Genomic DNA, 22,613 nt, shown 5'->3' on the forward strand with positions numbered 1-22,613 from the left:
ATTACTCCCGTTGTATATGAATTTGTAATAGTACCAAGATAATTTGCCCCTGCTAATCCACCAATACCCCAAGCATAATCATCGTAAGTTGATGTTATGTTGATATTTTCTAAGCCAATATTTGTAAGATTAGACATTTCACCAGCACATCCAAAAAATCCAATATACTCATCTAAATCAGTGTTTATATAAAGATTTGATATTATATATCCATTTCCATCAAAATTTCCCATAAATTTATTATCATAATCTCCAATAGGAAGCCAACCAGTTCCTGTTGTCATGGCAGATTTGAAGTCTAATACTGTATCATATCCATCTATGAGAGTTTCATCATAACTATCTATATCATTGAAATCTAAATTAGCAACAAGATCATAATCATAATCTAAATTGTTTCTTATTTTATATAATTCTTGAATACTAGATATACCATTAAAAGTAAATGAAATAATATTTGATTTTGTTTGTAACTGAACTTCATCTTTTTCAAATACTGCTGTTATATAATACTCATAACTATAACCACTTTCTATACTACCTACATATTGAATAGATGTTGTGGCTGTTTCTATTTTTATATCATTTTCATATATATCATATCCTACAAGTGTATAACCACTTGGAACTGTTACTGCACTCCAGTCTAATGTTACGTAGTAATTTGTATCTATACTTGAAATAGTTTTTGTTAATCTTGGAATAGTATTTAGATAATTATATATATAAATACTATCTTGTATTTGTAGATATGGATAACTTACTCCTTCATCTATACTCCAAGTATCTGTAAAATCCCAATCTACAAATATATCAATATCAGTCATTTCTAATGTTGTTCTTGGTTCTCCTCTTCCGTCATAATCTGATTGACCTGATGTTTCACTATTATAATAAGATGATTCTACTGTATCATAATTAATTCCCACTAATCCACCGATATCGCTTGATCCCGTTACAAATCCTGTGGCATAAGAGTTTGAGATGGTGTCACTATTCCTTCCAACCAATCCACCAATATGATACGTTCCACTTACACTACCCGTGGAATATGAGTTTAAAATGGTACCAAAATTCCCCCCTACTAATCCTCCAACTTGATAACTTCCATTACCTCCACTTACACTGCCTGTGGAATATGAGTTTAAAATTGTACCACCATCGTTATATCCTACTAATCCTCCAACCGACCAACTGCTATCACCTCCACTTACACTGCCTGTGGAATATGAGTTTAAAATTGTACTACCATCGTTATATCCTACTAATCCACCGACAAAATTATGTCCAGTGACATTAACATCTTCTAATACTATATTTATTAATATTGCATCACTGTTTGTAACTCCAAATAATCCTATATAATCAGTTTCTGGTCTATTAATAAATAAATTTGATATTGTATATCCATTACCATCAAATGTTCCTGTAAATTTTGCTGCATTAGTTCCAATAGAAAACCAACCAGTTTCATTTGTCATTGCTACTTGAAAATCTTCTACTGTTTCATATCCAGTTGTTGAAGTGGTTGAATCATAACTAGAAAAATCATTAAAATCTAGATTTGCATCTAATATATAATATTCATCTGGATAGTTTCTTATATTATATAGATCTTGAATACTATCTATTAAAATAGGAATAATTTCTACAGATTTCATTACTGTTACTTTATAACTATTTCCATAATCTCTATATACAACATATGGAGTTCCTGTAGCATCAATAGCAATGGAGGTATAATATGCCTCTCCTTCTGAGAATCCAGCTTTGTTTACAGTAACCCAGCTTGAACCATCAAATTTTTTTACTACGGCCTTGCCACCATCTTGATATACAACATATGGAATTCCTGTAGCATCAATAGCAATAGAAGTATAGCTCGCAATTCCGACTGAGAATCCTGGCTCACCTACAGTAACCCAGCTTGAACCATCAAATTTTTTTACTACGGCTTTATTACTAATTCCACCATCACGATACACAACATATGGAATTCCTGTAGCATCAATAGCAATTGAAGTATAAGCTGTCGCTCCTGCTGAAAATCCTGCTGTGCCTACAGTAACCCAGCTTGAACCATTAAATTTTTTTACTGTTGTTTTATTACTATTTCCACTATCACTATAAACAACATATGGGGTGCCGGTAGCATCAATACTAATAGAAGTATAATCTGATTTTTCGGCTAAGTATGTGCCTACAGTAACCCAGCTTGAACCATTAAATTTTTTTACTATAACACCATCTCTACCAACTATCTCTTCTTGTAAAACATCTTTATATACAATATATGGTGTGCCAGTAGCATCAATAGCTAAAGATGTGTAATATGCTTTTCTAAATGTAGATCCAGCCGTACCTACAGTAACCCAGCTTGAACCATCAAATTTTTTTACTACAGCTTTACTACTGTTTCCATAATCTTGATACACAACATATGGAGTTCCTGTAGCATCAATAACAATGGAGGTATAATCTGCTTGTCCGGCTGAAAATCCAGCCGTACCTACAGTAACCCAGCTTGAACCATCAAATTTTTTTACTACAGCCTTATTACTAATTCCACCATCACGATACACAACATATGGAGTTCCTGTAGCATCAATAGCAATGGAGGTATAATATGCCCCTCCTGCTGAGAATCCTGGTTCACCTACATTTTGCCAAGCCTGTATAGCAAAAGATGTTTTTATGCCTACTACGAAAAATATAAATACCGCAAAGAAAAATATAAAATATTTTTTTAGTTTTTTCATATTAATATTTAAGTTAATTTTATATTATCATTATATCACAAAATTATGAGGGGGGGGGAATAAATTAATAGGGCGCCGAGTCGAATGACTCGACGCCCTAAATAAATGTATTTAAATATATATCCCAACAAAAAATACTAATTTTTATATTTATAGTCTTTTTTAAATAATGCCATTAAATAAAAATCGTGGTATTTATTTTTATACATCATTTCTTCAATCATTTTTCCTTCAATTTTGAAGCCCAATTTCTTATATAATTTAATAGCAAATTTATTTTCCCTGACAACTCCTAAATTTATTTTATGTAACTTTAATTTATTAAATCCATAATTAATCAACCAATCCATAACTATTTTACCAATCCCCTTTCCTCTATAGTCATCTTCACCAATCATAATAAATAAATCACAATTCTTGTTTATTTTATTAATATTTGACAAGCCCATAAAACCTATGGGTTTTTTGTTATCTAAAATTGTAAAAAACTTCTTATTTTTATCTTTTTTATAATTATCAAACCATTCTTTTTCTTTTTTTAGTGTTGTTTTTTTGTTTAATTCTCTACCGATAAAAATATTAGCATCAACATTATTAAGCCATTTTACACGAAATGGAATATCAGTCTTTTGATGCGATCTAATTGTGATCATATTTTAAATTTAAATAATAATATTAAAATATTTAATCCACTTGGATAATAACTACGAGACCTCTCCGTTGCGGTCTCCTCGAGTCTGAGCGACCTCGGAGTCGAAGACGAGGTGACTCCTAAATTCCACAAAATTTAATGATAAAATATTTTATTTGCAATGTTTATCAAGAGCAACATTTACGAGCATATCTGCATCTTGATTTTTTTCTCGCCTTACATGAGTAAATGTAATTTTTTTGAAACCCAAGCTCAAATTCCATACTTTTACAAAAAGCACTCCAAGATCTTTGTCTTTTACTCTATATTCTTTTTTCAATTGTTTTACTACCAATTCACTATCTAAAAAACATTCCAAGGTATCTAATTTGTGTTTTTTTGCCAATTCTAAACCTGTTAATAAGGCCCTGTATTCTGCTTGATTATTTGTAGTATTTCCAATATATTCTGAAAAATTAGCAATTATTTTGTCGTCTTTATACAAAACTCCACCAATTCCTGCTGGCCCTGGATTTCCTCGTGATCCACCATCTGTAAATAATTTATACATAATTATGCATTAATTTTTAAATCAACAATATAAAGCTCCAGACTTCTATTTCCATTCCACTCATTTATATCTATTTCAAATATAATATCTATACTATTTCCCACTTCTAATCCTGAAAATTTATTTACCATACTAAAACCAACTGCTTTTTTGATAATTTTATCTTTTTCCAAGGTAATTTTTAAATGAGTTTTGTCTTTTCCTAAATATTGAATTTCTTTTACAATACAATTTTCTGTTAAAAATTTTGGTCTATTATTTTCCATACCATATGGTTCAAACTTTTCTAAATAATCCCAAAGTTTCCAATCTATTTCAGAAAAATTTATTTTTGTATCTATATAAAAAGATGGACTAAGCTCTAGACCATCCAATTTTTTGTCTAATTCACCTTGAATAATATTTTTTACATGTTCTATATTTTCTTCTTTTATAGAAAATCCTGCTGCTGATTTGTGTCCACCAAAACGTATCAATTTATCACTAAATTTTGTGATAATCTCCATAAGATCCACTTCATCTATACCACGACATGAACAAACACAATTTTCCCCATCATAACCCAAAACAAAAACTGGTCTATAATATTCTTGAGATAATTTTCCTGCTACAAGTCCTATTATTCCCAAATTCCAATCTTTATTAAAAACCCATATATATCTTGTATTTTCATCCACATAATCAATTTGAGATTTTGCTTCTGATACTGTTTTACTTGTCACATCTTGACGTTTTGTATTGCTAATATTTAACTCTCTTGATATTTCTATTGCAGTTTCTAAATTATTTGTTTTTAATAATTCAAATGCAGTATTTGCGTGACCCATACGACCCGCAGCATTTAATCTTGGTCCTATTTGAAAACCAATAGTATAACTATTAATACGCTCTACATTTGTTCCTGATATTTCATACAACTGTTGCAATCCTAATCTCTTTGTTTGGGGCAAAACCAAAAGTCCATATTTTACAAGAGTTCTATTTTCTCCTACAAGTGGCACCATATCTGTAATACTTCCTATTGCAACAAGATCTAAAAGCCATTTAGCTTTTCTGTGTATTTCATCATCAGACAAATGACACAAATCACTCTTTAATATTCCACATGCTAATTTGTAAGCAATTCCTACTCCTGCAAGATTTTTGCATGGATATTTTTCTCTCTTTAGCCCTGCATGAATTATAGCGTATGCTTTTGGAAGTTTTTCTGGTTCTTTGTGATGATCTGTTATTATTACATCTACATTGTGTTTATTAAATTCACTTACTTCTTGAAAATTACTTATCCCACAATCACAAGTAATTACTAAATTATATTTATTCTTTATAATTTCCCCTACTGAATCCATATTAAGTCCATACCCTTCCGTTTCTCTTGACGGAATATACACTTCTGCTTTTATTCCAATAAAATCCAAAATATCCACCAAAAGCACAGAACTAGTAACTCCATCTGCATCATAATCACCATACACAAGTACATTTTCTTTGTTTTTCAAAGCCTGATAAATTCTATTTATAGCGCTCTTCATATCAGAAAGGATATATGGATCATAAATATCACCAATATAATCAGCATTAAAAAACTCATCTATTTTTTCTTGAGTGTTTATATTTCTGTTATATAGTAATTGAAGAATAGTTTGATTTATATCCGGAAATTTTGAAAATTCTTCATCATTAATTTTTGATAATATTTTCCACTTTTTTGACATAATATTATTGTAAGTTAAAAAGATAAAATGTGCAAAATTTTAAAAAAACAAAGTCCTTTGACCCTGTTTTTAAAAAATCTGAAACCTGAAAGCTTAAACCTTAAATCTACTCTCCTATCTTAATTGCTCCATCAGGACAAATTCTTTCACATATTTTGCACTGTATACATTCGTCAATATTGCATTCTATTACTTCATTTCCATAAACTCCTTTTCTTTTATCTGTAAGACTAAGACATTTTTTTGGACAAAATTCTATACAAAGACTACATCCTTTACAATATTTTTCATGATTTATAAAAGTTTTTTTATCTTTTTGTGTTTTATACATTTTTTTATTTTGTTAATTCTACTATTATAATACTTCTATCTGAATCAAGTCTTACTTTTATAGAATTTTTGAGTGGTAAAAGTTCTATTACTTCAGCTAATCCATGTTTTGTTTTGAATTTTTCTCCTATCTCGGGCATATCTTTCAAAATTTCTTGATAAAGATCTTCCTCGTATGCAAGACAACACTTAAGTCTTCCACACATACCTGATAATTTATCAAGTCCACGATGAGCTACTTGTTGATCTCTTGCAAAACCAGTATTTATACTTTCCAATTTTTTCAAAAATCTTTTACAACATAATACTTGTCCACAATCACCTATGTCACCACAAAACTTTGCCTCATCCCTTACACCCAATTGATATAATCTAATTTTTCTTTTATATTTTTTTGATAAAACTTTTACCAATTCTCTAAAATCTACCCTTCCATCTGATATAAAAGATATTATCATCATTTTATCATCATATGATATATGAATATCTGATAACTTCATATCCAATTCATATTTTTTTGCCAATAATTTTATTTCTTTTAATATTTTTTTTACATTTGAATTGTTTTTTTTCACAACATTCAAATCATCTTCTGTTGCTATATGTATTATAGGTTTTATACTATTATCATCTTCAACATCTTTTATTTCAGAGACCTCTCCAATATCAATACCGATAATAGTTTCTACCAAAACCTTATCTCCTATTTTAAGATCTAAATCATTATTATGTTCATCTTTTGATAGAAAATAATAAGGAGTATCCCAAGCTGTAAATTTTACACTTATAATTTTCATAAATTAATTTACTAATGTCCCAATATTAGCTCCGTTTATAACTTTTATTAAATTATCCTTTTCAAATTTTATAACTCTAATTAAAACTTTATTGTCCATAGCAAGTGCAAAAGCTGTCATATCCATTATTGCGATACTATTTAGAAGTGCATCTTTATAACTAAGTTTTGAAAATTTCTTTGCGTCTTTGTATTTTTCCGGATCTTTATCATACACTCCATCAACTTGGGTTGTTTTTATTACTATATCAGCACCAAGTTCGAGTGATTTCAAAATAGCAGATGTATCTGTTGTAAAAAATGGATTACCAGTTCCACCTGCAAATATAAGAACATTTCCATTTTCCCAAACATCCAAAGCTTTTTTGTTTGAGTATGCATCTACAATACCAGAAATCTCAACATTTGAAAATATATTGTTTTGTACACCAATTTTTGTCAAATATCCTGATAAACAGATACTATTTAAAACAGTAGCAATCATACCCATATTGTCCGATTCAACTCTAGAAAGTTCATTATTTTTTATCATTCTAGCTCTAAATATATTACCAGCTCCTATTACTATAGCTACTCTTGTTTTTGATTTATATACCTTCTTTATTTCCTCACCAACTTCTTTTATTTTTTTAAAATCAAAACCAAAACCATCAGAAGAAGATAATGTTTCACCTGATAATTTGATAATAACTTTTTTATATTTCATAGAATAATGATTTAAGAAATTAAAAACCTAATTTCATTATACTACAGACAAGTATTCTTTCAAAAAATTACAAACTATATCTCTTGTATTTTTCAATAACAATATTTTCTCCAGCACCTTTCAATAAATTTTCTATACTAATCTTATCATCTTTTACAAATGCTTGTTTGATAAGACAATTATCTTTGTAAAATTTCTCTACTTTTCCTTTTAGTATATTTTCTATTAAGTTTTCTGGTTTACCTTCTGTTTTTAATTGCTCTTTATATATTTCTTTTTCTTTTTCTATTATCTCTAATGGAACATCTTCTGGACGTAAATATTCAGGATTCATAGCTGCTATATGCATAGCGATGTCTTTTGCTAATTCTTCAGTTCCAGATGACAAAGAAACTATAGAAGCAATTTTTCTATTTGAATGTAAGTAAAATCCCAAAACATTTTCTTCAAAAAGATCAAAAAATCCTAATTTTAAATTTTCACCTATTCTCACTATAAGTTCGTTTTGAATTTTTTCGTTTGCAAAATTTTCAAAATCATCTTTTCCATTCTCAAGTAAATGTTTTGCAAATTCACCTACAACTGATATAAAATTTTCATTTCTTGCAACAAAATCTGTTTCACAATTCAAAGCGACTATTGCTATTTTATTATCCAGTTTTTCTATAGCAATAACACCTTCTTTTGCATCCCTATCTGATTTTTTTGTAGCTATTTTTTCACCTTTTTTTCTAAGTATTTCTACAGCTTTTTCCATATCATCACCACTTTCTTCAAGTGCTTTTTGGCAATCCATCATTCCTGCTCCAGTTAGCTCTCTTAATTCCTTTATTTGTTTTAAGTCTGTCATATTTTTTATTTTAAAAATAAACTAAATAATTAAATTGATAAGTAAATCAATTATCTCTTGAAATAGAAAATTTTTATTTATATTAAGATTATTTTGATTTACTTCCTTCAATAATTGCCTCTGTAATAATATCAGTTACAAGCTGTATTGTATTTACAGAATCATCATTTGCTGGTATTGGATAATCCACTAACTCTGGATTTACGTTTGTATCAACTATTGCAATAACTGGAATTCCTTTTTTTATAGCTTCTTGTATAGCAGTATCTTCATCTTTTATATCTATTGCAAATATAGCATCTGGTAATTTTTCCATATTTCTCATACCTTCAGCTATTTCTTTTAATTTTACAATTTCTCTGCTTACCATTAACTTTTCTTTTTTTGTATGATTACTATATGTTCCTGCTTCGGTGTCCTCTTCTAATTGCTTCATTTTCTTTGGAAGTCTATTTATGTTTTCAAAATTTGTAAATGTACCACCAAGCCATCTTGAAACAATATATGGCATATTACATTTTTCTGCGGATTCTTTGATTATTGATTTGGCTTGTCTTTTTGTACCTACAAAAAGTATTTTTCCACCATTTGCAGATATTTTTTTTGCAAAATTGCTAGCTGATTCTAATGCTGTAATAGTTTTTTCCAAATCTATAACATGAACACCACCTTTTATACCAAAAATATATTTATCCATTTTAGGGTATCTTTTTGATGTTTTGTGTCCAAAATGTGCTCCACTTTTTAACAAATCTAGTATTGATACTGTTTTCATATTTTACTTTAAAAAATAATTAATTAAACAAATAGCATTATTCATGCTTAAAAGTGTTTAAATATTAACATAATAAATAAAATTTTGCAATATGTAGAATATCACAAAATCACTAAAAAGACTTAACTATTACCCAATTAACCTATCCCACAAAACAAGATCCCGCAACAATTATAAATTATCATATTTGCCTCACCCCCATCCCCTCTCCATCTTTCGACTTCGCTCAAGATAGAGAGGGATGATTGCTTTGATATATAATCTAAGCTTCTCCCCTCTCCATTATAAATGGAGAGGGGTTGCTCGCCTTGGCATAGCTTTAGCGTAGCCAGGGGGGTGAGGTTATTTTATATTTCTATTCAACATCCTCACCTATCGTATAATCCCCAAACAATTCATCTGGTAAATCATGAACTAGTTTATTCCATTCTAATCCATATAATCTAATAGCAACATCTTCTGTCTTTATCCATCTTATAGTTCCATTACTTCCTACTAGATATACTTTAGCTACTGTTGGTATTTTAAATAGTATACCAGCATTGTATGGAACATTCTTTCCTAGTGTATAAGTAGCTAGTTCTTCTTTGGTTATTGTAGTTACAAATGAAAAATCATTATCAAAGTATGAATACCATATCTTCTCATTTGAATATGCATGTCTAATATTGTCAGTATCTACAAAGTACACTGTACTAGTATCCTCTGTCTTTACCCACTTACCTGTTTTCCATATTTTGTTTATTTCTGTTTCATTAATTTCTTCATTTTCATTGTTTTCTTCATTATCATTAGTATCTTGTTCTTCATTATCATTATTTTGATTATCATCTGTATTGTTGTTTGTATCATTATTCCATCCTCCACCTGTTGATCCAGTTGATGGTCTTGCTATCACATTTACTACTCTTGTAGAAGTACTTGTATTAGTAGCAGTGTCACTTACTACATATGTGACAGTATATGATCCTATAGTATTTATATCTACATTACTAGTTGTTACTATATCATTTGTTATATCTCCATCTACTGCATCTGTAGCTGTAGCTCCTTCATCATAATAACTATCTCCTTTGTATATTGATAATGGATTTGATCCTAGAATGGTGATGACTGGTGATGTGTTATCAAATATTATTGTATCCGTAGATGTTGCTGAAATATTTCCAGCTTCATCTTTTATTTTAAAATAAACAGTATTAACACCACTTGTTCCTAATATTTCCCATGTACTAGTAGAATTAGCATAATCTATCCATCCAGTACTTGTTGTAAATGATTCATAGTTTGATATCATCATCTGCATTGATGTAATAGCTGAATAATTATCACTTGCAGTAAATGTTAATGTTACTGTTGTTGAATTTGTAGATATATCTCCTGAATCAATTAAAATAGTTGATGTGGGTTGTATTATATCTGCATAATAATTATATGGATAACTACTATTTACAATTCCTGTTGTATCATGATACCAAATAGTATCAAAATTCCATCCTACATAAGTAGTAGTACTTGTTTCATCATATGGATATGTCATTTCTAGTGTAGTTCTAGGAGTACCTCTTCCGTCATTATCTGATTGACCTGATGTTTGTGAGTTGTAGTAGGAGTTGGTGATTGTGCCATAATTAGCTCCAGACAATCCTCCTACAGTAAGCTCTGTTCCAGTTACACTTCCTGTAGAATAGGAGTTTGAAATTGTTACATAATTAGCCCCTACCAATCCACCGACATAATCACCTGTTCCTGTTACATCTCCTGTAGAATAGGAGTCTGAAATTGTTGTATAATTATCTCCTACCAATCCACCGACATGATTTCCTGTTCCTGTTACATCTCCTGTAGAATAGGAGTTTGAAATTGTTGTATAATTATCTCCTACCAATCCACCGACATGATTTCCTGTTCCGATTACACTTCCTGTGGAATATGAGTTTGTTATTGTTGCACCACTATTTCGCCCAACTAATCCACCGGCATTGCTTCCTCCATCTACACTTCCTGTGGAATATGAGTTTGTTATTGTTCCACCAGTAACATATCCTATCAACCCACCGACATAGTCTCCTGTTCCTGTTACATCTCCTGTAGAATATGAGTCTAATATTGTTCCACCAGCAATATATCCTATCAACCCACCGACTTTAGAAGATCCACTTACACTTCCTGTGGAATATGAGTTTGTTATTGTACTATCATTATATCCAGCCAATCCACCAACATTGCTTCCTCCATCTACACTTCCTGTGGAATATGAGTTTGTTATTGTTCTCGCGTTAAATCCAACCAATCCACCGACAACATCTCCTGTTCCACTTACGCTTCCGGTGAAATATGAATTTGTTATTGTTTCATAATTATCTCCAACCAATCCACCGACATTGCTTCCCCCATTCACATTTCCTGTGGAATATGAGTTTGTTATTGTTGCAACATTTTGTCCAACCAATCCACCGACAACATCTCCTGTTCCACTTACGCTTCCGGTGAAATATGAATTTGTTATTGTTCCCGCGTTAAATCCAACCAATCCACCGACAACATCTCCTGTTCCACTTACGCTTCCGGTGAAATATGAATTTGTTATTGTTCCACCATTATTTTGTCCAACCAATCCACCGACTTGAGAAGATCCACTTACACTTCCAGTGAAATATGAATTTGTTATTGTTGCACCAGTATCAAGTCCAACCAATCCACCGACATACATTGTTCCAGTTATATCAACATCTTCCAGTAATATATCTATTAATATTCCATTACTCTCTGTATATCCAAATAATCCTATAAAACTCGTTGCTGGCCTATTAATAAACAGGTTTGATATTATATAACTGTTTCCATCAAAATTTCCTATAAATGGTGCTGTACTTGTTCCTATTGGATTCCATCCTGTTCCACTTGTCATTGCATTTTTAAAGTCTAATACTAAATCATATCCATCTATTAAAGTTTCATCATAACTATCTATATCATTGAAATCTAGATCTACGCCCAATTCATAATTACCAGATAAATCATCTCTTACATTGTATAAATCTTGAATACTATCTATAGTCGTAGTAGCTGCTTTTGTAGTATTTATGTTTATAAAAAACATAAATATAAATACAGAAAAAATTAAATATTTGTTTAGTTTTTTCATACTTGTTTTGTTGGATTATATAATCCAATTATTTTATTTATTTAACTTATTAATTAATTTCCCCCTCATCCCCAGCCTTTCTCCCATCAGGTCATTCGACCTGAGTAGAGAAAGGCGTTTGATTATCACCAAACATCCTCCCCTCTCCATTATAAATGGAGAGGGGTTGGGGAGTGAGGAAAGAATTTTAATATATAATTATTATATCACAAAATATGAGGGGGGGGGTAGAAATGGATTTGATTTTATTAGAAATATCTGCTATTATCTTTCTATAATTACAATAATTAAGAAATTATATGAAAAAGGATATACACCCAAAATACAACAAAACAAAGGTAAAATGTACTTGTGGTAATAGTTTTGAAATTGGATCAACTCTTGAAACATTAAACATAGAAATATGTTCTAAGTGTCATCCATTCTATACTGGCAAACAAAAACTTATAGATGATGCTGGAGTTATTAATAAATATCAAAAGAGAATTGCAAGCCAAGCCAATATAGCAAAAGATAAAATTGGTAAAAAAGCAAAAAAAGTAAGACAAATTACAAAAAAAGTCAATAATGCAAAGGGTAATAAAAAATAACGTTTTTAGTATAAAAAAACACTCTACATATTTATTATAAAGAGTGTTTTTTGTTATAATAAACTTATGACAAATATAAGCCCAGAAAAAATAGAACAAATTAAACAGGAGTTATTACGCCTTGAATCTGAAATGAATAATCCAGATATTTTTAATGATAGAAAAAAATCAGAAGAATTGGCAAAAAAATATGCTGAAATAAAAAAAACACATGAAAATATTGTACAAATTCAAAATATTGAATCACAAATATTAGAGTGTGAAACAATAATAAAATCCGACGATGAAGAAATGATAAATATGGCACAGTCTGAAAAAGAAAGATTAGAAAAAATATTACAAAAATTAGATATAGAAACAGATGAAATGATAAATCCATCATCCCCGCTTGATAAAAAAAATGCGATTATGGAAATTCGTGCTGGAACTGGTGGTGATGAATCAGCGCTTTTTGGAGCAGATTTGTTTAGGATGTATTCAAGATATGCAGAAAAAAACAATTTGAAAATAGAAATAATAAGTGAAAGTCGTACAGAGATTGGCGGATTTAAAGAAATTATATTTTTGATAAAAGGAGAAAGACCTTTTGGAAAACTCAAATATGAAAGTGGCGTACATCGTGTTCAGCGTGTACCAGAAACAGAAAAAGCAGGAAGAATACATACTTCAGCTGCTACAGTTGCGGTTCTTCCTGAAGCAGAAGATGTGGATATAAAGATAGAAGAAAAGGATATAAGAATAGATACATTCTGCTCAAGCGGTGCTGGTGGTCAATCAGTAAATACAACATATTCTGCTGTTCGTATTACTCATATGGCATCTGGACTTGTAGTTTCATGCCAGGATGAAAGATCTCAAACTCAAAATAGAGAAAAAGCAATGCAAATTTTGAAATCCCGCTTACTTGCCTTTGAAGAAGAAAAAAGAATGAGGGAGTTATCAGAGACTAGAAAATCCCAAGTAGGAACTGGTGATAGATCTGAAAAAATAAGAACCTACAATTATCCTCAAAATAGAGTAACTGATCATAGAATAAATTTGACTTCACATAATCTAGATAGAGTTCTTGATGGTGATATTGATGAATTCATTTTGAAACTAAAAGAATATTATAAAAATGGATAATCAAATTAGAGAAATATTGATCTGGGGAACAAAAAAATTAAATAATTATAAAATAAATTCAGCATATCTAGATGCTGAATTATTATTATCATTTGTCTTAAAAAAATCAAAAGAATTTCTCTATACATATCCTGATTTCAAATTAAATAAATATCAAATTAAAAATTACAAAAAACTTATTCAAAAAAGAAGCAAAAATTATCCGATTGCATATATATTAGGGTACAAGGAATTTTTTGGAATAAAATTTATTGTAAATGAAGATGTACTTATCCCAAGACCAGAAACAGAGTTATTAGTAGAAGAGGTTTTGAAAATTTACAACGTCGGACGTTGTCAACGTCCGACGTTGCTAGAAATAGGAACCGGCTCTGGGTGTATTTCTATTGCACTTTCAAAAAACGGAGTAAAAAATATTACAGCAACAGATATATCAGAAAAAGCTTTAAAAATTACTAAGAAAAATTCAAAATTAAATAATATAAAAAATATAAAATTTGTAAAAAGTGATTTACTAAAAAATTTGAAAGACACAAAATCGGATATAATAATAGCAAATCTTCCTTATTTAGAAAATAATTACAAAGAAAAATCTATAAAATATGAACCTAGCTTAGCACTCTACTCCAAAGATAATGGATTGTATCATTACAAAAAACTATTTAAAGAAATAAAAGAATTAGAATACAAACCAAAATATATTTTTATAGAATTAAATCCTGAACAATTTAAACCTCTGACTTCTTTTATAAAAAATCTTTTTCCTAAATCAAAAATAGAAAACAAAAAAGACCTGACAGGTATTTTAAGAATTATAATTGTAGAGTTGTAAGATTCTATTACTCAATTGTCCTATTAAATACATTTACAGCTTGTCTCCCAGTTTCTTCTGGGGATATTCCTGCATCAATATATTCTACTTTTGTGCCACGTGATGTAAAAATATTTTTAAATTCTTCACTTTCGTAAAGAGGTTTGAGTTGTAATTGAAATTCCAAATTTTCAAACCCACAGTTATCATCTTTTTCCAATCTATTTTTTAATCTTTCCATGAGTTCTTCTACATTTTTTATTGTAGGAATTATAAGTAAATCTGGTGGATTATCAAGTGTAAATTTGTTTCCTTCTAGGTTTATTATTTCTTCAACGCTCAATTCTGTTTCTTTTTGTATTTTAGATTGTAAAAATTGATATGTAATAGACGTAGAAACACTTCTTGATTGAATAACTATTTTTCCTTTCTCAAGTGCTGGCAAAATTACTCTTTTGTATAACACCAATCTATCACCAGCATAACATGATGCAGTAAAATGTGCAGAATATTTTCTTCCGAGCTTACTTATGACTTCATCTCTAATTGTTTTTCCAATTCCAGTAAATGTTGGCTCAGAAGATCTAATAACATCATAATCATCCAAATTTACAAAATATGGATTTTCTTTTCCTTGAATTGTTTTATTTTCAAAATCTGGATGAAAATGCATTTCTCTCCAATATCTATCTAAATCTAACACTCTTTTTCCTTGCGATAATAAAAAGTCAATAATTGCACTTATACCAGTGCCTTTTCCAATACCATCAAGCCCATCAATAACAATAAATTTTCCTTTTTTATCTTGCATTATTTTGTAAATTCAACAAATTTATATTTATAATTATCATTTTCAAAATGTTCTTCTTTTGTAATATTTTTAAATTCTGAATAATCTGGAAAATATGTATCTGCATCTTCAACTATTTCATTTACAATTGTAAGATATAATTTATCTGCCAAATTTATTGTCTGAGCATAAATACTTCCTCCACCTATTACAAAAACTTCTTCACTATCTAATTCTTTTGCTTTTGTAATTGCCTCATCAAGCGAAGTAAATACCAAGCAATTTTCTATTTCCATTTTTTCCTTGCTTAATATTATGTTTGTTCTTTTTGGAAGAGGTCTACCTATTGAATTATAAGTATTCAAACCCATTATTACAGGATGTCCTTCTGTAATATTCTTGAAGTGTTCCAAATCTTCAGGAATATCAAAAAGTAGTTTATTGTTTTTTCCAATTGCATTATTTAGAGAAATTGCGCATATTATACTTAATTTTGTCATATTATAATAATTAATTTTTTAAATTGCTATTGGGGCTTTTATTCCTGGATCTGGATTGTAGTCTACAAGCTCAAAATCTTCAAATTGAAATCCAAAAATATCTTTTACATCTTTGTTTATTTTCATAATAGGTAATTCTTTTGGAATTCTTGATAGTTGCAAATTTACTTGATCAAAATGATTTTTGTATATATGAACATCACCAAAAGTGTGTACAAATTCACCAGGCTTCAAATCACAAACTTGTGCCATCATCATTGTAAGAAGTGAATAAGACGCAATATTGAAAGGAACGCCAAGAAAAAAATCTGCACTTCTCTGATAAAGCTGACAAGACAATTTTCCATCGCTTACATAAAATTGAAATAATGAATGACATGGTGGTGGTGCAGATTTTTTGCCTTTTATAAGCATTTGAAGATCTCCAACATTCCATCCACTTACAATAATTCTTCTTGAATTTGGATTATTTTTTATTTCATCAACCACGTTTTGAATTTGATTTATTTTTGTGCCATCACTCGCCTGCCACGCAGTCCATTGTTTACCATAAATCGGACCCAAATCTCCATTTGAATCTGCCCATTCATCCCAAATACTCACACCATTATCATTTAAATATTTTATATTTGTATCACCCTTCAAAAACCACAATAATTCATAAATAATAGATCTTAAATGAACTTTTTTTGTAGTTAAAAGTGGAAATTTTTCAGATATATCAAATCTCATCTGAGCACCAAAAATACCACGAGTTCCGACACCAGTCCTGTCCTCTCTGTCACTCCCCTCGTCCATTATTTTTTTCATCAAATCTAAATATTGTTTCATAAATATAAATTATTTATTTTCCTGTACTTCCCCATCTTCCGTGACCTCTTTTTGTATCACTTAGCTCATCAACTTCTATCATTTCAGCTGTAATAATTGGTTGAATCAAAAATTGTGCTATCTTATCACCTTTTTTAAATTCATAAAAATTTTTTCCTAAATTAAAAATACAAATTTTGTATTCTCCTCTATAAGTATATTCAAAAACTCCACCCATTACTTTTAAATCATATAAATTTGAAATTCTTCCTTTGTCCCAAATCAAAGAACAATAGCCTTCTGGAATTTCAAGTGCAAAACCAGTATGAAAAATATGCTTTTCTCCTGGCTTTATAATAGCATCTTCACGACTATAAATATCAAGCCCAGCATCACCCTCTAGTGCATAAGAAGGAGTAATTACATCTTCGTATAATTTTTTAATTTTTATTTTTAATTTCATTTAAAATATTTTCTATTTTATTATATAAATTCTCAATACTTCCATTATTTTCTATTGTAAAATTTGCTTGTTTAGAAACATCTTTTATACTTATATCTGCTTCAGATTTTTCTGATTCCAAAAATTGTTCATAGCTAATATCTGATTCTCCTGGATTTTGATTTCTTGAAACAATTCTTTCATATCTAGTTTTTGAATCAGTTGTTACATATACAAGATAAAATCCATCAAGTTTTAAAAGATATTCAATATCAGGAAAACGTCTTACTCCATCAACAGTTACTATTTCTCCTTTGTCTTTGTCTGCATCATTTGCCATTATTTTTGCAAGCAAATCTTGCCCGAATTGAGCCCTCAAAATAGTAGATAAATTTTGCATATTTTCTCTTGATTGCTCCAAATATACTCTATTTAAAACATCTCTTAAAGGATCTGAAAAACGATATGAATTTGCGCTATACTTATCTTTCAAATAATTACAAATTACTGTTTTACCAGCGCCTAATTCTCCAACAAATCCCAAAATAATTTTTTTCATAATTTTAAAATTACTCATTAATTAATATTTTGGAATTTCATTTCCCCAAATTTCTTCCAAATAGCTCTTACCATTTACATTATGACAATCAATTTCTGGTTTTGATAATAAAAGTCTAGTAACTGCTTCATCTGTGAGTGGATTTGTCATAGATTTTGCATTGTTGTTTGCCCTACTTTCAACAACAGAGTTTTTGTAAATAATTTTTTTTATACCAGCTTGAATAATGTGCTTCAAACAATTTTCGCAAGGAGCATAAAGAGTATACAATATACAATTTTCCAAATCTTTTCTAGCAAACAAAATTGCATTCATTTCAGCATGAATAACTAAATAATATTTTATAGGGCGTTCATTTGACATTTTTGTCTCATCACAACCCCCCATAAAACCATTATAACCAAATGATATTGGTCTATTTTTATTATCTACTATAACACAACCTGTTTTTGTTGATGGGTCTTTTGATTTTTTGGCAACTTGTTCGGCTATATTAATAAAATATTCATCCCAACCCAAATGAGAACTTTCATTTTTATCCATAAAATAATAGATTATTTGTAAAAATTTTAACTGTTAACATTTTATCAATTTTAGATAATATGAGCAACTTAAAAAATTATATAAAAATACTTAGACAATATACTTCAAATCTTTTTCTATTTGCTTTTTGAGTTCAATACCACTTTCAAATTCCATAATATCTCTAATTTTTGAAATTATTTCTATTTTTAAATTTTCTTTATAAATATCTTGATCAAAACTACTTATAAAAACTTCAATTGATGGGTCTTCATGAAAAGTGGCTCTGTAACCAAAATGTAATAAACCTTTGTATTGTCCATTTTTAAAATAAATATTTACTAAATATACACCATGTGGAATATCCAAATTTTTTGTATCCAAATTTGCCGTAGGAAATCCTAATTTTCTACCCCTACCACTTCCCCAAATTACATTTCCAGTAAATACCTTTCGCTTTGTATTGTTTTCTCTTACAACAAAATAAAAACAAATCAATAAAACTATTGAAGAAACAATTTGAACAAAAGATAACACATTTCCATTTACAAAATAATCTATCAAAATTGCAGAAAATGGCCAAAACAATTCACAAATTGTAGCAGTAGAAGCTGTAATTCTTTTCAAACCATAGTAATACAAAAACATTGATCCAGCACCACTTGTAAAAACTATTAACACCAAAAATTGCCATTGTAAAGAATTAACTTTTAATACTTGTAAAATATCTCCTGTAATAAAAATCAAAATAAGTGCCAATATTGTAGTAATTCCAAATCTAAGTGCAGCTGTTGTATTTGAATCAAGATTGTTTACAATTTTTTTTCCAAAAACAGTAGAACTACCAAATGAAAATGCTGCAAGAAAGGCAAAAAATGCCGCACTATGAAACAAATTTACGTCTTTTATATTTACATGTCCAAATGCCAAAAAATATGCAGCAATAACGCCAATAAATGCCCAAATATAAAATTTCTTACTAAGTTTTTCTTTCAAAAATATTCTTGCGAGAATAAGTGCAAATATTGGTTGGAGTTTTTGCAGAATTATGACTGTAGAAAATGTTGTCTTACCATCAATTGCAGCAAAAAATGCTTTTGTAATCATAAGTGTTCCCAAAAGTCCACCAAAAATACACACCCAAAATATCGCAATCCAAGAAGATTTTTTTAAATGTCTTAATTTGTAAAAATTAATAAACAAAAATGGGCTTAAAATTATTAACCCAAAAAGATGTTCCAAAAAAACTACAAGTCCAGCTGGCAACATATAAAATTTTGGTCTTATAAAAACTCCGTCTAAACTCCAAAAAAACGCAGCAAGCATAATAGCTCCAGCACCAATAATTATTCCCTTATCTATCTTTAATATTTTTCCTCTATATATCATCCTTTTAAATATATCAAATTAGAAACAAAAAAACCACCGAGCTCAGCTCGGCGGTTTTTTTATATCAAAAGACATTAAAATTTTACATAGAAACTTTAATTCCAGGCCCCATTGAAGAAGAAATATATATATTTTTTATATATGTTCCTTTTATAGATACTGGTTTTATTTTCTTTACTGTCTCAACAAATGCCTGTATATTTTCAATAATTTTTTTGTCTTCAAAGCTAATCTTTCCAACGGCTACATGTACATTTCCACTATCATCATTTTTGAAAGATTCTTTTCCCTTTTTAAGTTCTTCTATCATTTTTGTAACGTCAGGTCCTATAGTTCCTGATTTTGGATTTGGCATAAGACCTTTTTGACCCAATATTTTTGCTATCTCAGCAAGCTTTGGCATCATTTCAGGAGTTGCTACTGCTACATCAAAATCACATTTACCTTCTTTTTTGATTTTACTTATATAGTCCTCGTCTCCTATAATATCAGCTCCCGCTTTTTTTGCTTCATCTAATTTTGTAGTAAAAGCAATTATTCTTTTTATCTTACCATTTCCATTTGGTAAAACTACGCTTGATCTGATAATTTGGTCACCTTTTTTTGGATCAATACCAAGCCCAATATGTACTTCAACAGATGCATCAAATTTTACAGTTGAAGTTTCTTTTATAAGTTGTACAGCTTCTTCTAAACCATAAACCTTGTTTCTGTCTACTTTTTCTTTTAAAGCCTTCATTCTCTTTGATTGATTTGACATTTTTTTGTTCTTTCTTTGAGGTGTTAACCCACGCCCCACCTTATTTCATATAGTGGAGTGCGGTCCCTCATTATTTTATTTAATCTTTTAACTTAATATCTACTAAAAATACTTTTCTTTCAAAACATTTTTTACCAATTTCATGTGGCCACTCTTTTTGATTAATATATGTGTCTTTTATATCATCACTATTGGTTTTAAATTCAGCACAAATTTCGTATTCTTTATCGCTCAAAATTTTATATTCATAATTGTTAATATCTGTTTCTGTTCTAAGATAATATAACATATCTGAACTCAAACTTTCTAAGTTTTTTGGTAGCTCTCCATAATTTCTAGTATATTCTTCAATACCATTTCTAATACTATTTAGATCATTAACAGTATTAGTATCAAATTTTATTTTTCTAACTTGGGCTGGGGAATCAGCAACTAAGAAACCAGAAATTAATATTGTAATTACTAAAAACATAGAACCCCAAAAATAAACCTTCGATACTATATTTTTTTCAAAATCAATCCGTTTAATATTATAAAGATAATAAGAAAGAACTACTCCAGAGATTACAATAGTGGTTAATACTTTTAAAGCAGTTTTAGATGTTAAATCACCATTTAAATAATTATTAATAATCACAATCAGAGAAATAATAATAACTACTGCAGAAACAAAAATAATAATATAAGTCATCCATTTCCTCAATTGCGAATTTTTATCTAATTCTCCTTTTTTCAAACTCTTTTGAATCAAGGAAGTCATCCAATAATAAACTGGCATAGCTATAATTACAGATGAAATAGCAAAACTCAAAGCCTCTGCTGAAAATCTACCACTATAATTAATAGTATCAGGGATTAATTTATTAATTACTTGAAATAAAATCATTCCACTTGAAATAGCTGCAAAAACTAAGCCAAATAATGATAATAAATAAAAGAATGTAATCTTAGCACTGTTTGTTGATGACATATTTTTGTTTTAGTTTATAAAAAACTCTATTCAATTTTTATACCCATTTGTCTAGCTGTACCTTCAACTATTTTCATAGCTGATTCTATATCATAAGCGTTAAGATCTGCAAATTTCTTCTCTGCAACTTCTCTTAATTTAGCTCTTGATATTGTAGCAACTTTTTCCGTTAGGGGTTTTCCAGAACCTTTTGATATCCCAGCAACTTTTTTTAATAATTCTGATGCTGGAGGTGTCTTTAGGATAAAATCAAAACTTGTATCTTCATAAATAGTAATAACAGCAGGAGTAACTTCTCCCATTCTATCTTTTGTAGCTTCATTAAATTTTGCACAAAAATCTTGAATATTTACTCCGTGTTGACCCAAAGCTGGTCCTACTGGTGGAGCTGGATTTGCTTTACCACCCTGTATTTGTAATTTTATAGTTGTCTTTATTTTTTTCTTTGCCATAATATTTTAGTTCTTTTTTAATTTAGATTTAGAGAAGCTCAACCAAAATAGGTCAACTAAACCTTTTTTACTTGTAAAAAATCTAATTCTACTGGAGTTTCACGACCAAACATTGAAACAAGAACTTTGATTTTTCCATGATTTTCATCAATAGAAAAAACTTTGCCCTCAAAATCTTTAAATGGTCCATCGATAATTTTTACACCAGCACCCTTTTCTACATCTATTTTATATTCTGGTTCTTCAACGCCCATTCTCTTTTGAAGACTTTTTACTTCTTCATCAGACATTGGTGTTGGATTTGTACCAGAACCAATAAAACCTGTAACATTTGGAGTATTTCTCACCACATACCAAGAATCATCTGTTACGCTCATTTTTACCAAAACATATCCTGGAAAAATCTTTTCCCTAACGGTTTTTCTTTTTCCATTCTTAATTTTTATTTTAGTTTCGGTTGGTATAAGTACATCCAAAATCTTATCTTGCATACTCATAGATTCTATTCTTTCTTCAAGATTTCTTTTTACATTTTCTTCATACCCAGAATATGTGTGTATCACATACCATCTTAATCCTAAATTTTCGTTCTGTTTTGACATAACATTTTTT

General features: G+C 29.4%; 24 protein-coding genes. 3 read left to right on the forward strand and 21 right to left on the reverse strand.

The features are described 5' to 3' along the window. The 10 genes from PHZ07_03890 to PHZ07_03935 form a co-directional block, all read right to left on the reverse strand. A partial coding sequence (locus PHZ07_03890) for a GLUG motif-containing protein (GenBank protein MDD3284707.1) occupies positions 1 to 2,759 on the reverse strand: 2,759 nt, incomplete at its 3' end. Between the two features lie 137 nt (positions 2,760 to 2,896). Then, positions 2,897 to 3,412 carry a GNAT family protein gene (locus PHZ07_03895; GenBank protein ID MDD3284708.1) on the reverse strand — a complete coding sequence of 172 codons (516 nt, stop codon included), beginning with the start codon at positions 3,410 to 3,412 and terminating at the stop codon, positions 2,897 to 2,899. Between the two features lie 150 nt (positions 3,413 to 3,562). After that, complete coding sequence (locus PHZ07_03900; GenBank protein MDD3284709.1) at positions 3,563 to 3,961, reverse strand: ribonuclease HI family protein; 399 nt, start codon at positions 3,959 to 3,961, stop codon at positions 3,563 to 3,565. 2 nt (positions 3,962 to 3,963) lie between these two features. Then, a complete protein-coding gene (gene recJ / locus PHZ07_03905) occupies positions 3,964 to 5,676 on the reverse strand; it encodes a single-stranded-DNA-specific exonuclease RecJ (protein ID MDD3284710.1) in 1,713 nt (570 codons plus the stop codon). 106 nt (positions 5,677 to 5,782) lie between these two features. Next, positions 5,783 to 6,007: a 4Fe-4S binding protein gene (locus PHZ07_03910; protein MDD3284711.1), complete on the reverse strand. Its 225-nt coding sequence runs from the start codon at positions 6,005 to 6,007 to the stop codon at positions 5,783 to 5,785. 4 nt (positions 6,008 to 6,011) lie between these two features. Continuing rightward, the gene (gene ricT / locus PHZ07_03915; GenBank protein ID MDD3284712.1) at positions 6,012 to 6,803 is read right to left on the reverse strand and encodes a regulatory iron-sulfur-containing complex subunit RicT; all 792 of its coding nucleotides are present in this window, start codon (positions 6,801 to 6,803) and stop codon (positions 6,012 to 6,014) included. A gap of 3 nt (positions 6,804 to 6,806) precedes the next feature. Then, positions 6,807 to 7,508: a UMP kinase gene (gene pyrH / locus PHZ07_03920; protein MDD3284713.1), complete on the reverse strand. Its 702-nt coding sequence runs from the start codon at positions 7,506 to 7,508 to the stop codon at positions 6,807 to 6,809. Positions 7,509 to 7,575: 67 nt separating this feature from the next. Further along, positions 7,576 to 8,358, reverse strand: a complete 783-nt coding sequence (gene tsf, locus PHZ07_03925; GenBank protein MDD3284714.1) for a translation elongation factor Ts — start codon at positions 8,356 to 8,358, stop codon at positions 7,576 to 7,578. An 88-nt stretch (positions 8,359 to 8,446) separates the two neighbouring features. After that, on the reverse strand, positions 8,447 to 9,133 hold the full coding sequence (gene rpsB / locus PHZ07_03930; GenBank protein MDD3284715.1) for a 30S ribosomal protein S2: 687 nt from the start codon (positions 9,131 to 9,133) through the stop codon (positions 8,447 to 8,449). A 355-nt stretch (positions 9,134 to 9,488) separates the two neighbouring features. Continuing rightward, complete coding sequence (locus PHZ07_03935) at positions 9,489 to 12,281, reverse strand: GLUG motif-containing protein (GenBank protein MDD3284716.1); 2,793 nt, start codon at positions 12,279 to 12,281, stop codon at positions 9,489 to 9,491. 299 nt (positions 12,282 to 12,580) lie between these two features. Here PHZ07_03935 and rpmE point away from each other — a divergent pair, with 299 nt between their 5' ends. The 3 genes from rpmE to prmC all read left to right on the forward strand — a co-directional run bounded on the left by rpmE (position 12,581) and on the right by prmC (position 14,828). Further along, entirely contained in the window at positions 12,581 to 12,871 is a 291-nt protein-coding gene (gene rpmE, locus PHZ07_03940) for a 50S ribosomal protein L31 (GenBank protein ID MDD3284717.1), read from the forward strand. Between the two features lie 66 nt (positions 12,872 to 12,937). Then, a complete protein-coding gene (gene prfA, locus PHZ07_03945) occupies positions 12,938 to 13,996 on the forward strand; it encodes a peptide chain release factor 1 (protein MDD3284718.1) in 1,059 nt (352 codons plus the stop codon). After that, complete coding sequence (gene prmC / locus PHZ07_03950) at positions 13,989 to 14,828, forward strand: peptide chain release factor N(5)-glutamine methyltransferase (protein MDD3284719.1); 840 nt, start codon at positions 13,989 to 13,991, stop codon at positions 14,826 to 14,828. The genes prfA and prmC overlap by 8 nt, the downstream gene beginning before the upstream one ends. Positions 14,829 to 14,835: 7 nt before the next feature. Here prmC and PHZ07_03955 read toward each other — a convergent pair whose 3' ends face one another. From PHZ07_03955 to nusG, 11 genes are all read right to left on the reverse strand, one after another. Beyond that, the gene (locus PHZ07_03955; protein MDD3284720.1) at positions 14,836 to 15,618 is read right to left on the reverse strand and encodes a dTMP kinase; all 783 of its coding nucleotides are present in this window, start codon (positions 15,616 to 15,618) and stop codon (positions 14,836 to 14,838) included. Further along, positions 15,618 to 16,097 carry a dihydrofolate reductase gene (locus PHZ07_03960; GenBank protein ID MDD3284721.1) on the reverse strand — a complete coding sequence of 160 codons (480 nt, stop codon included), beginning with the start codon at positions 16,095 to 16,097 and terminating at the stop codon, positions 15,618 to 15,620. Before PHZ07_03960 ends, PHZ07_03955 begins: the two co-directional genes overlap by 1 nt. Positions 16,098 to 16,115: 18 nt before the next feature. Beyond that, a complete protein-coding gene (locus PHZ07_03965) occupies positions 16,116 to 16,928 on the reverse strand; it encodes a thymidylate synthase (GenBank protein ID MDD3284722.1) in 813 nt (270 codons plus the stop codon). A 13-nt stretch (positions 16,929 to 16,941) separates the two neighbouring features. Further along, on the reverse strand, positions 16,942 to 17,370 hold the full coding sequence (gene dut / locus PHZ07_03970) for a dUTP diphosphatase (protein ID MDD3284723.1): 429 nt from the start codon (positions 17,368 to 17,370) through the stop codon (positions 16,942 to 16,944). Continuing rightward, on the reverse strand, positions 17,348 to 17,908 hold the full coding sequence (locus PHZ07_03975; protein MDD3284724.1) for an AAA family ATPase: 561 nt from the start codon (positions 17,906 to 17,908) through the stop codon (positions 17,348 to 17,350). The genes dut and PHZ07_03975 overlap by 23 nt, the downstream gene beginning before the upstream one ends. A 21-nt stretch (positions 17,909 to 17,929) precedes the next feature. Continuing rightward, positions 17,930 to 18,451, reverse strand: coding sequence for a dCMP deaminase family protein (locus PHZ07_03980; GenBank protein MDD3284725.1), 522 nt, complete (start codon positions 18,449 to 18,451; stop codon positions 17,930 to 17,932). A 90-nt stretch (positions 18,452 to 18,541) separates the two neighbouring features. Further along, positions 18,542 to 19,819: an EamA family transporter gene (locus tag PHZ07_03985; protein MDD3284726.1), complete on the reverse strand. Its 1,278-nt coding sequence runs from the start codon at positions 19,817 to 19,819 to the stop codon at positions 18,542 to 18,544. A gap of 82 nt (positions 19,820 to 19,901) precedes the next feature. Then, positions 19,902 to 20,579 carry a 50S ribosomal protein L1 gene (rplA, locus tag PHZ07_03990; GenBank protein ID MDD3284727.1) on the reverse strand — a complete coding sequence of 226 codons (678 nt, stop codon included), beginning with the start codon at positions 20,577 to 20,579 and terminating at the stop codon, positions 19,902 to 19,904. Positions 20,580 to 20,658: 79 nt separating this feature from the next. Beyond that, positions 20,659 to 21,549: a DUF5671 domain-containing protein gene (locus PHZ07_03995; GenBank protein MDD3284728.1), complete on the reverse strand. Its 891-nt coding sequence runs from the start codon at positions 21,547 to 21,549 to the stop codon at positions 20,659 to 20,661. Positions 21,550 to 21,575: 26 nt separating this feature from the next. Next, positions 21,576 to 22,001 (reverse strand): 50S ribosomal protein L11, encoded by a 426-nt coding sequence (rplK, locus tag PHZ07_04000; protein ID MDD3284729.1) that lies wholly within the window; start codon positions 21,999 to 22,001, stop codon positions 21,576 to 21,578. 56 nt (positions 22,002 to 22,057) lie between these two features. Beyond that, on the reverse strand, positions 22,058 to 22,603 hold the full coding sequence (nusG, locus tag PHZ07_04005) for a transcription termination/antitermination protein NusG (GenBank protein MDD3284730.1): 546 nt from the start codon (positions 22,601 to 22,603) through the stop codon (positions 22,058 to 22,060). Positions 22,604 to 22,613: the final 10 nt, after the last annotated feature.

The sequence above is a fragment of the Patescibacteria group bacterium genome (assembly GCA_028692545.1).
Classification (GTDB): domain Bacteria; phylum Patescibacteriota; class Patescibacteriia; order UBA1558; family S5-K13; genus STD2-204.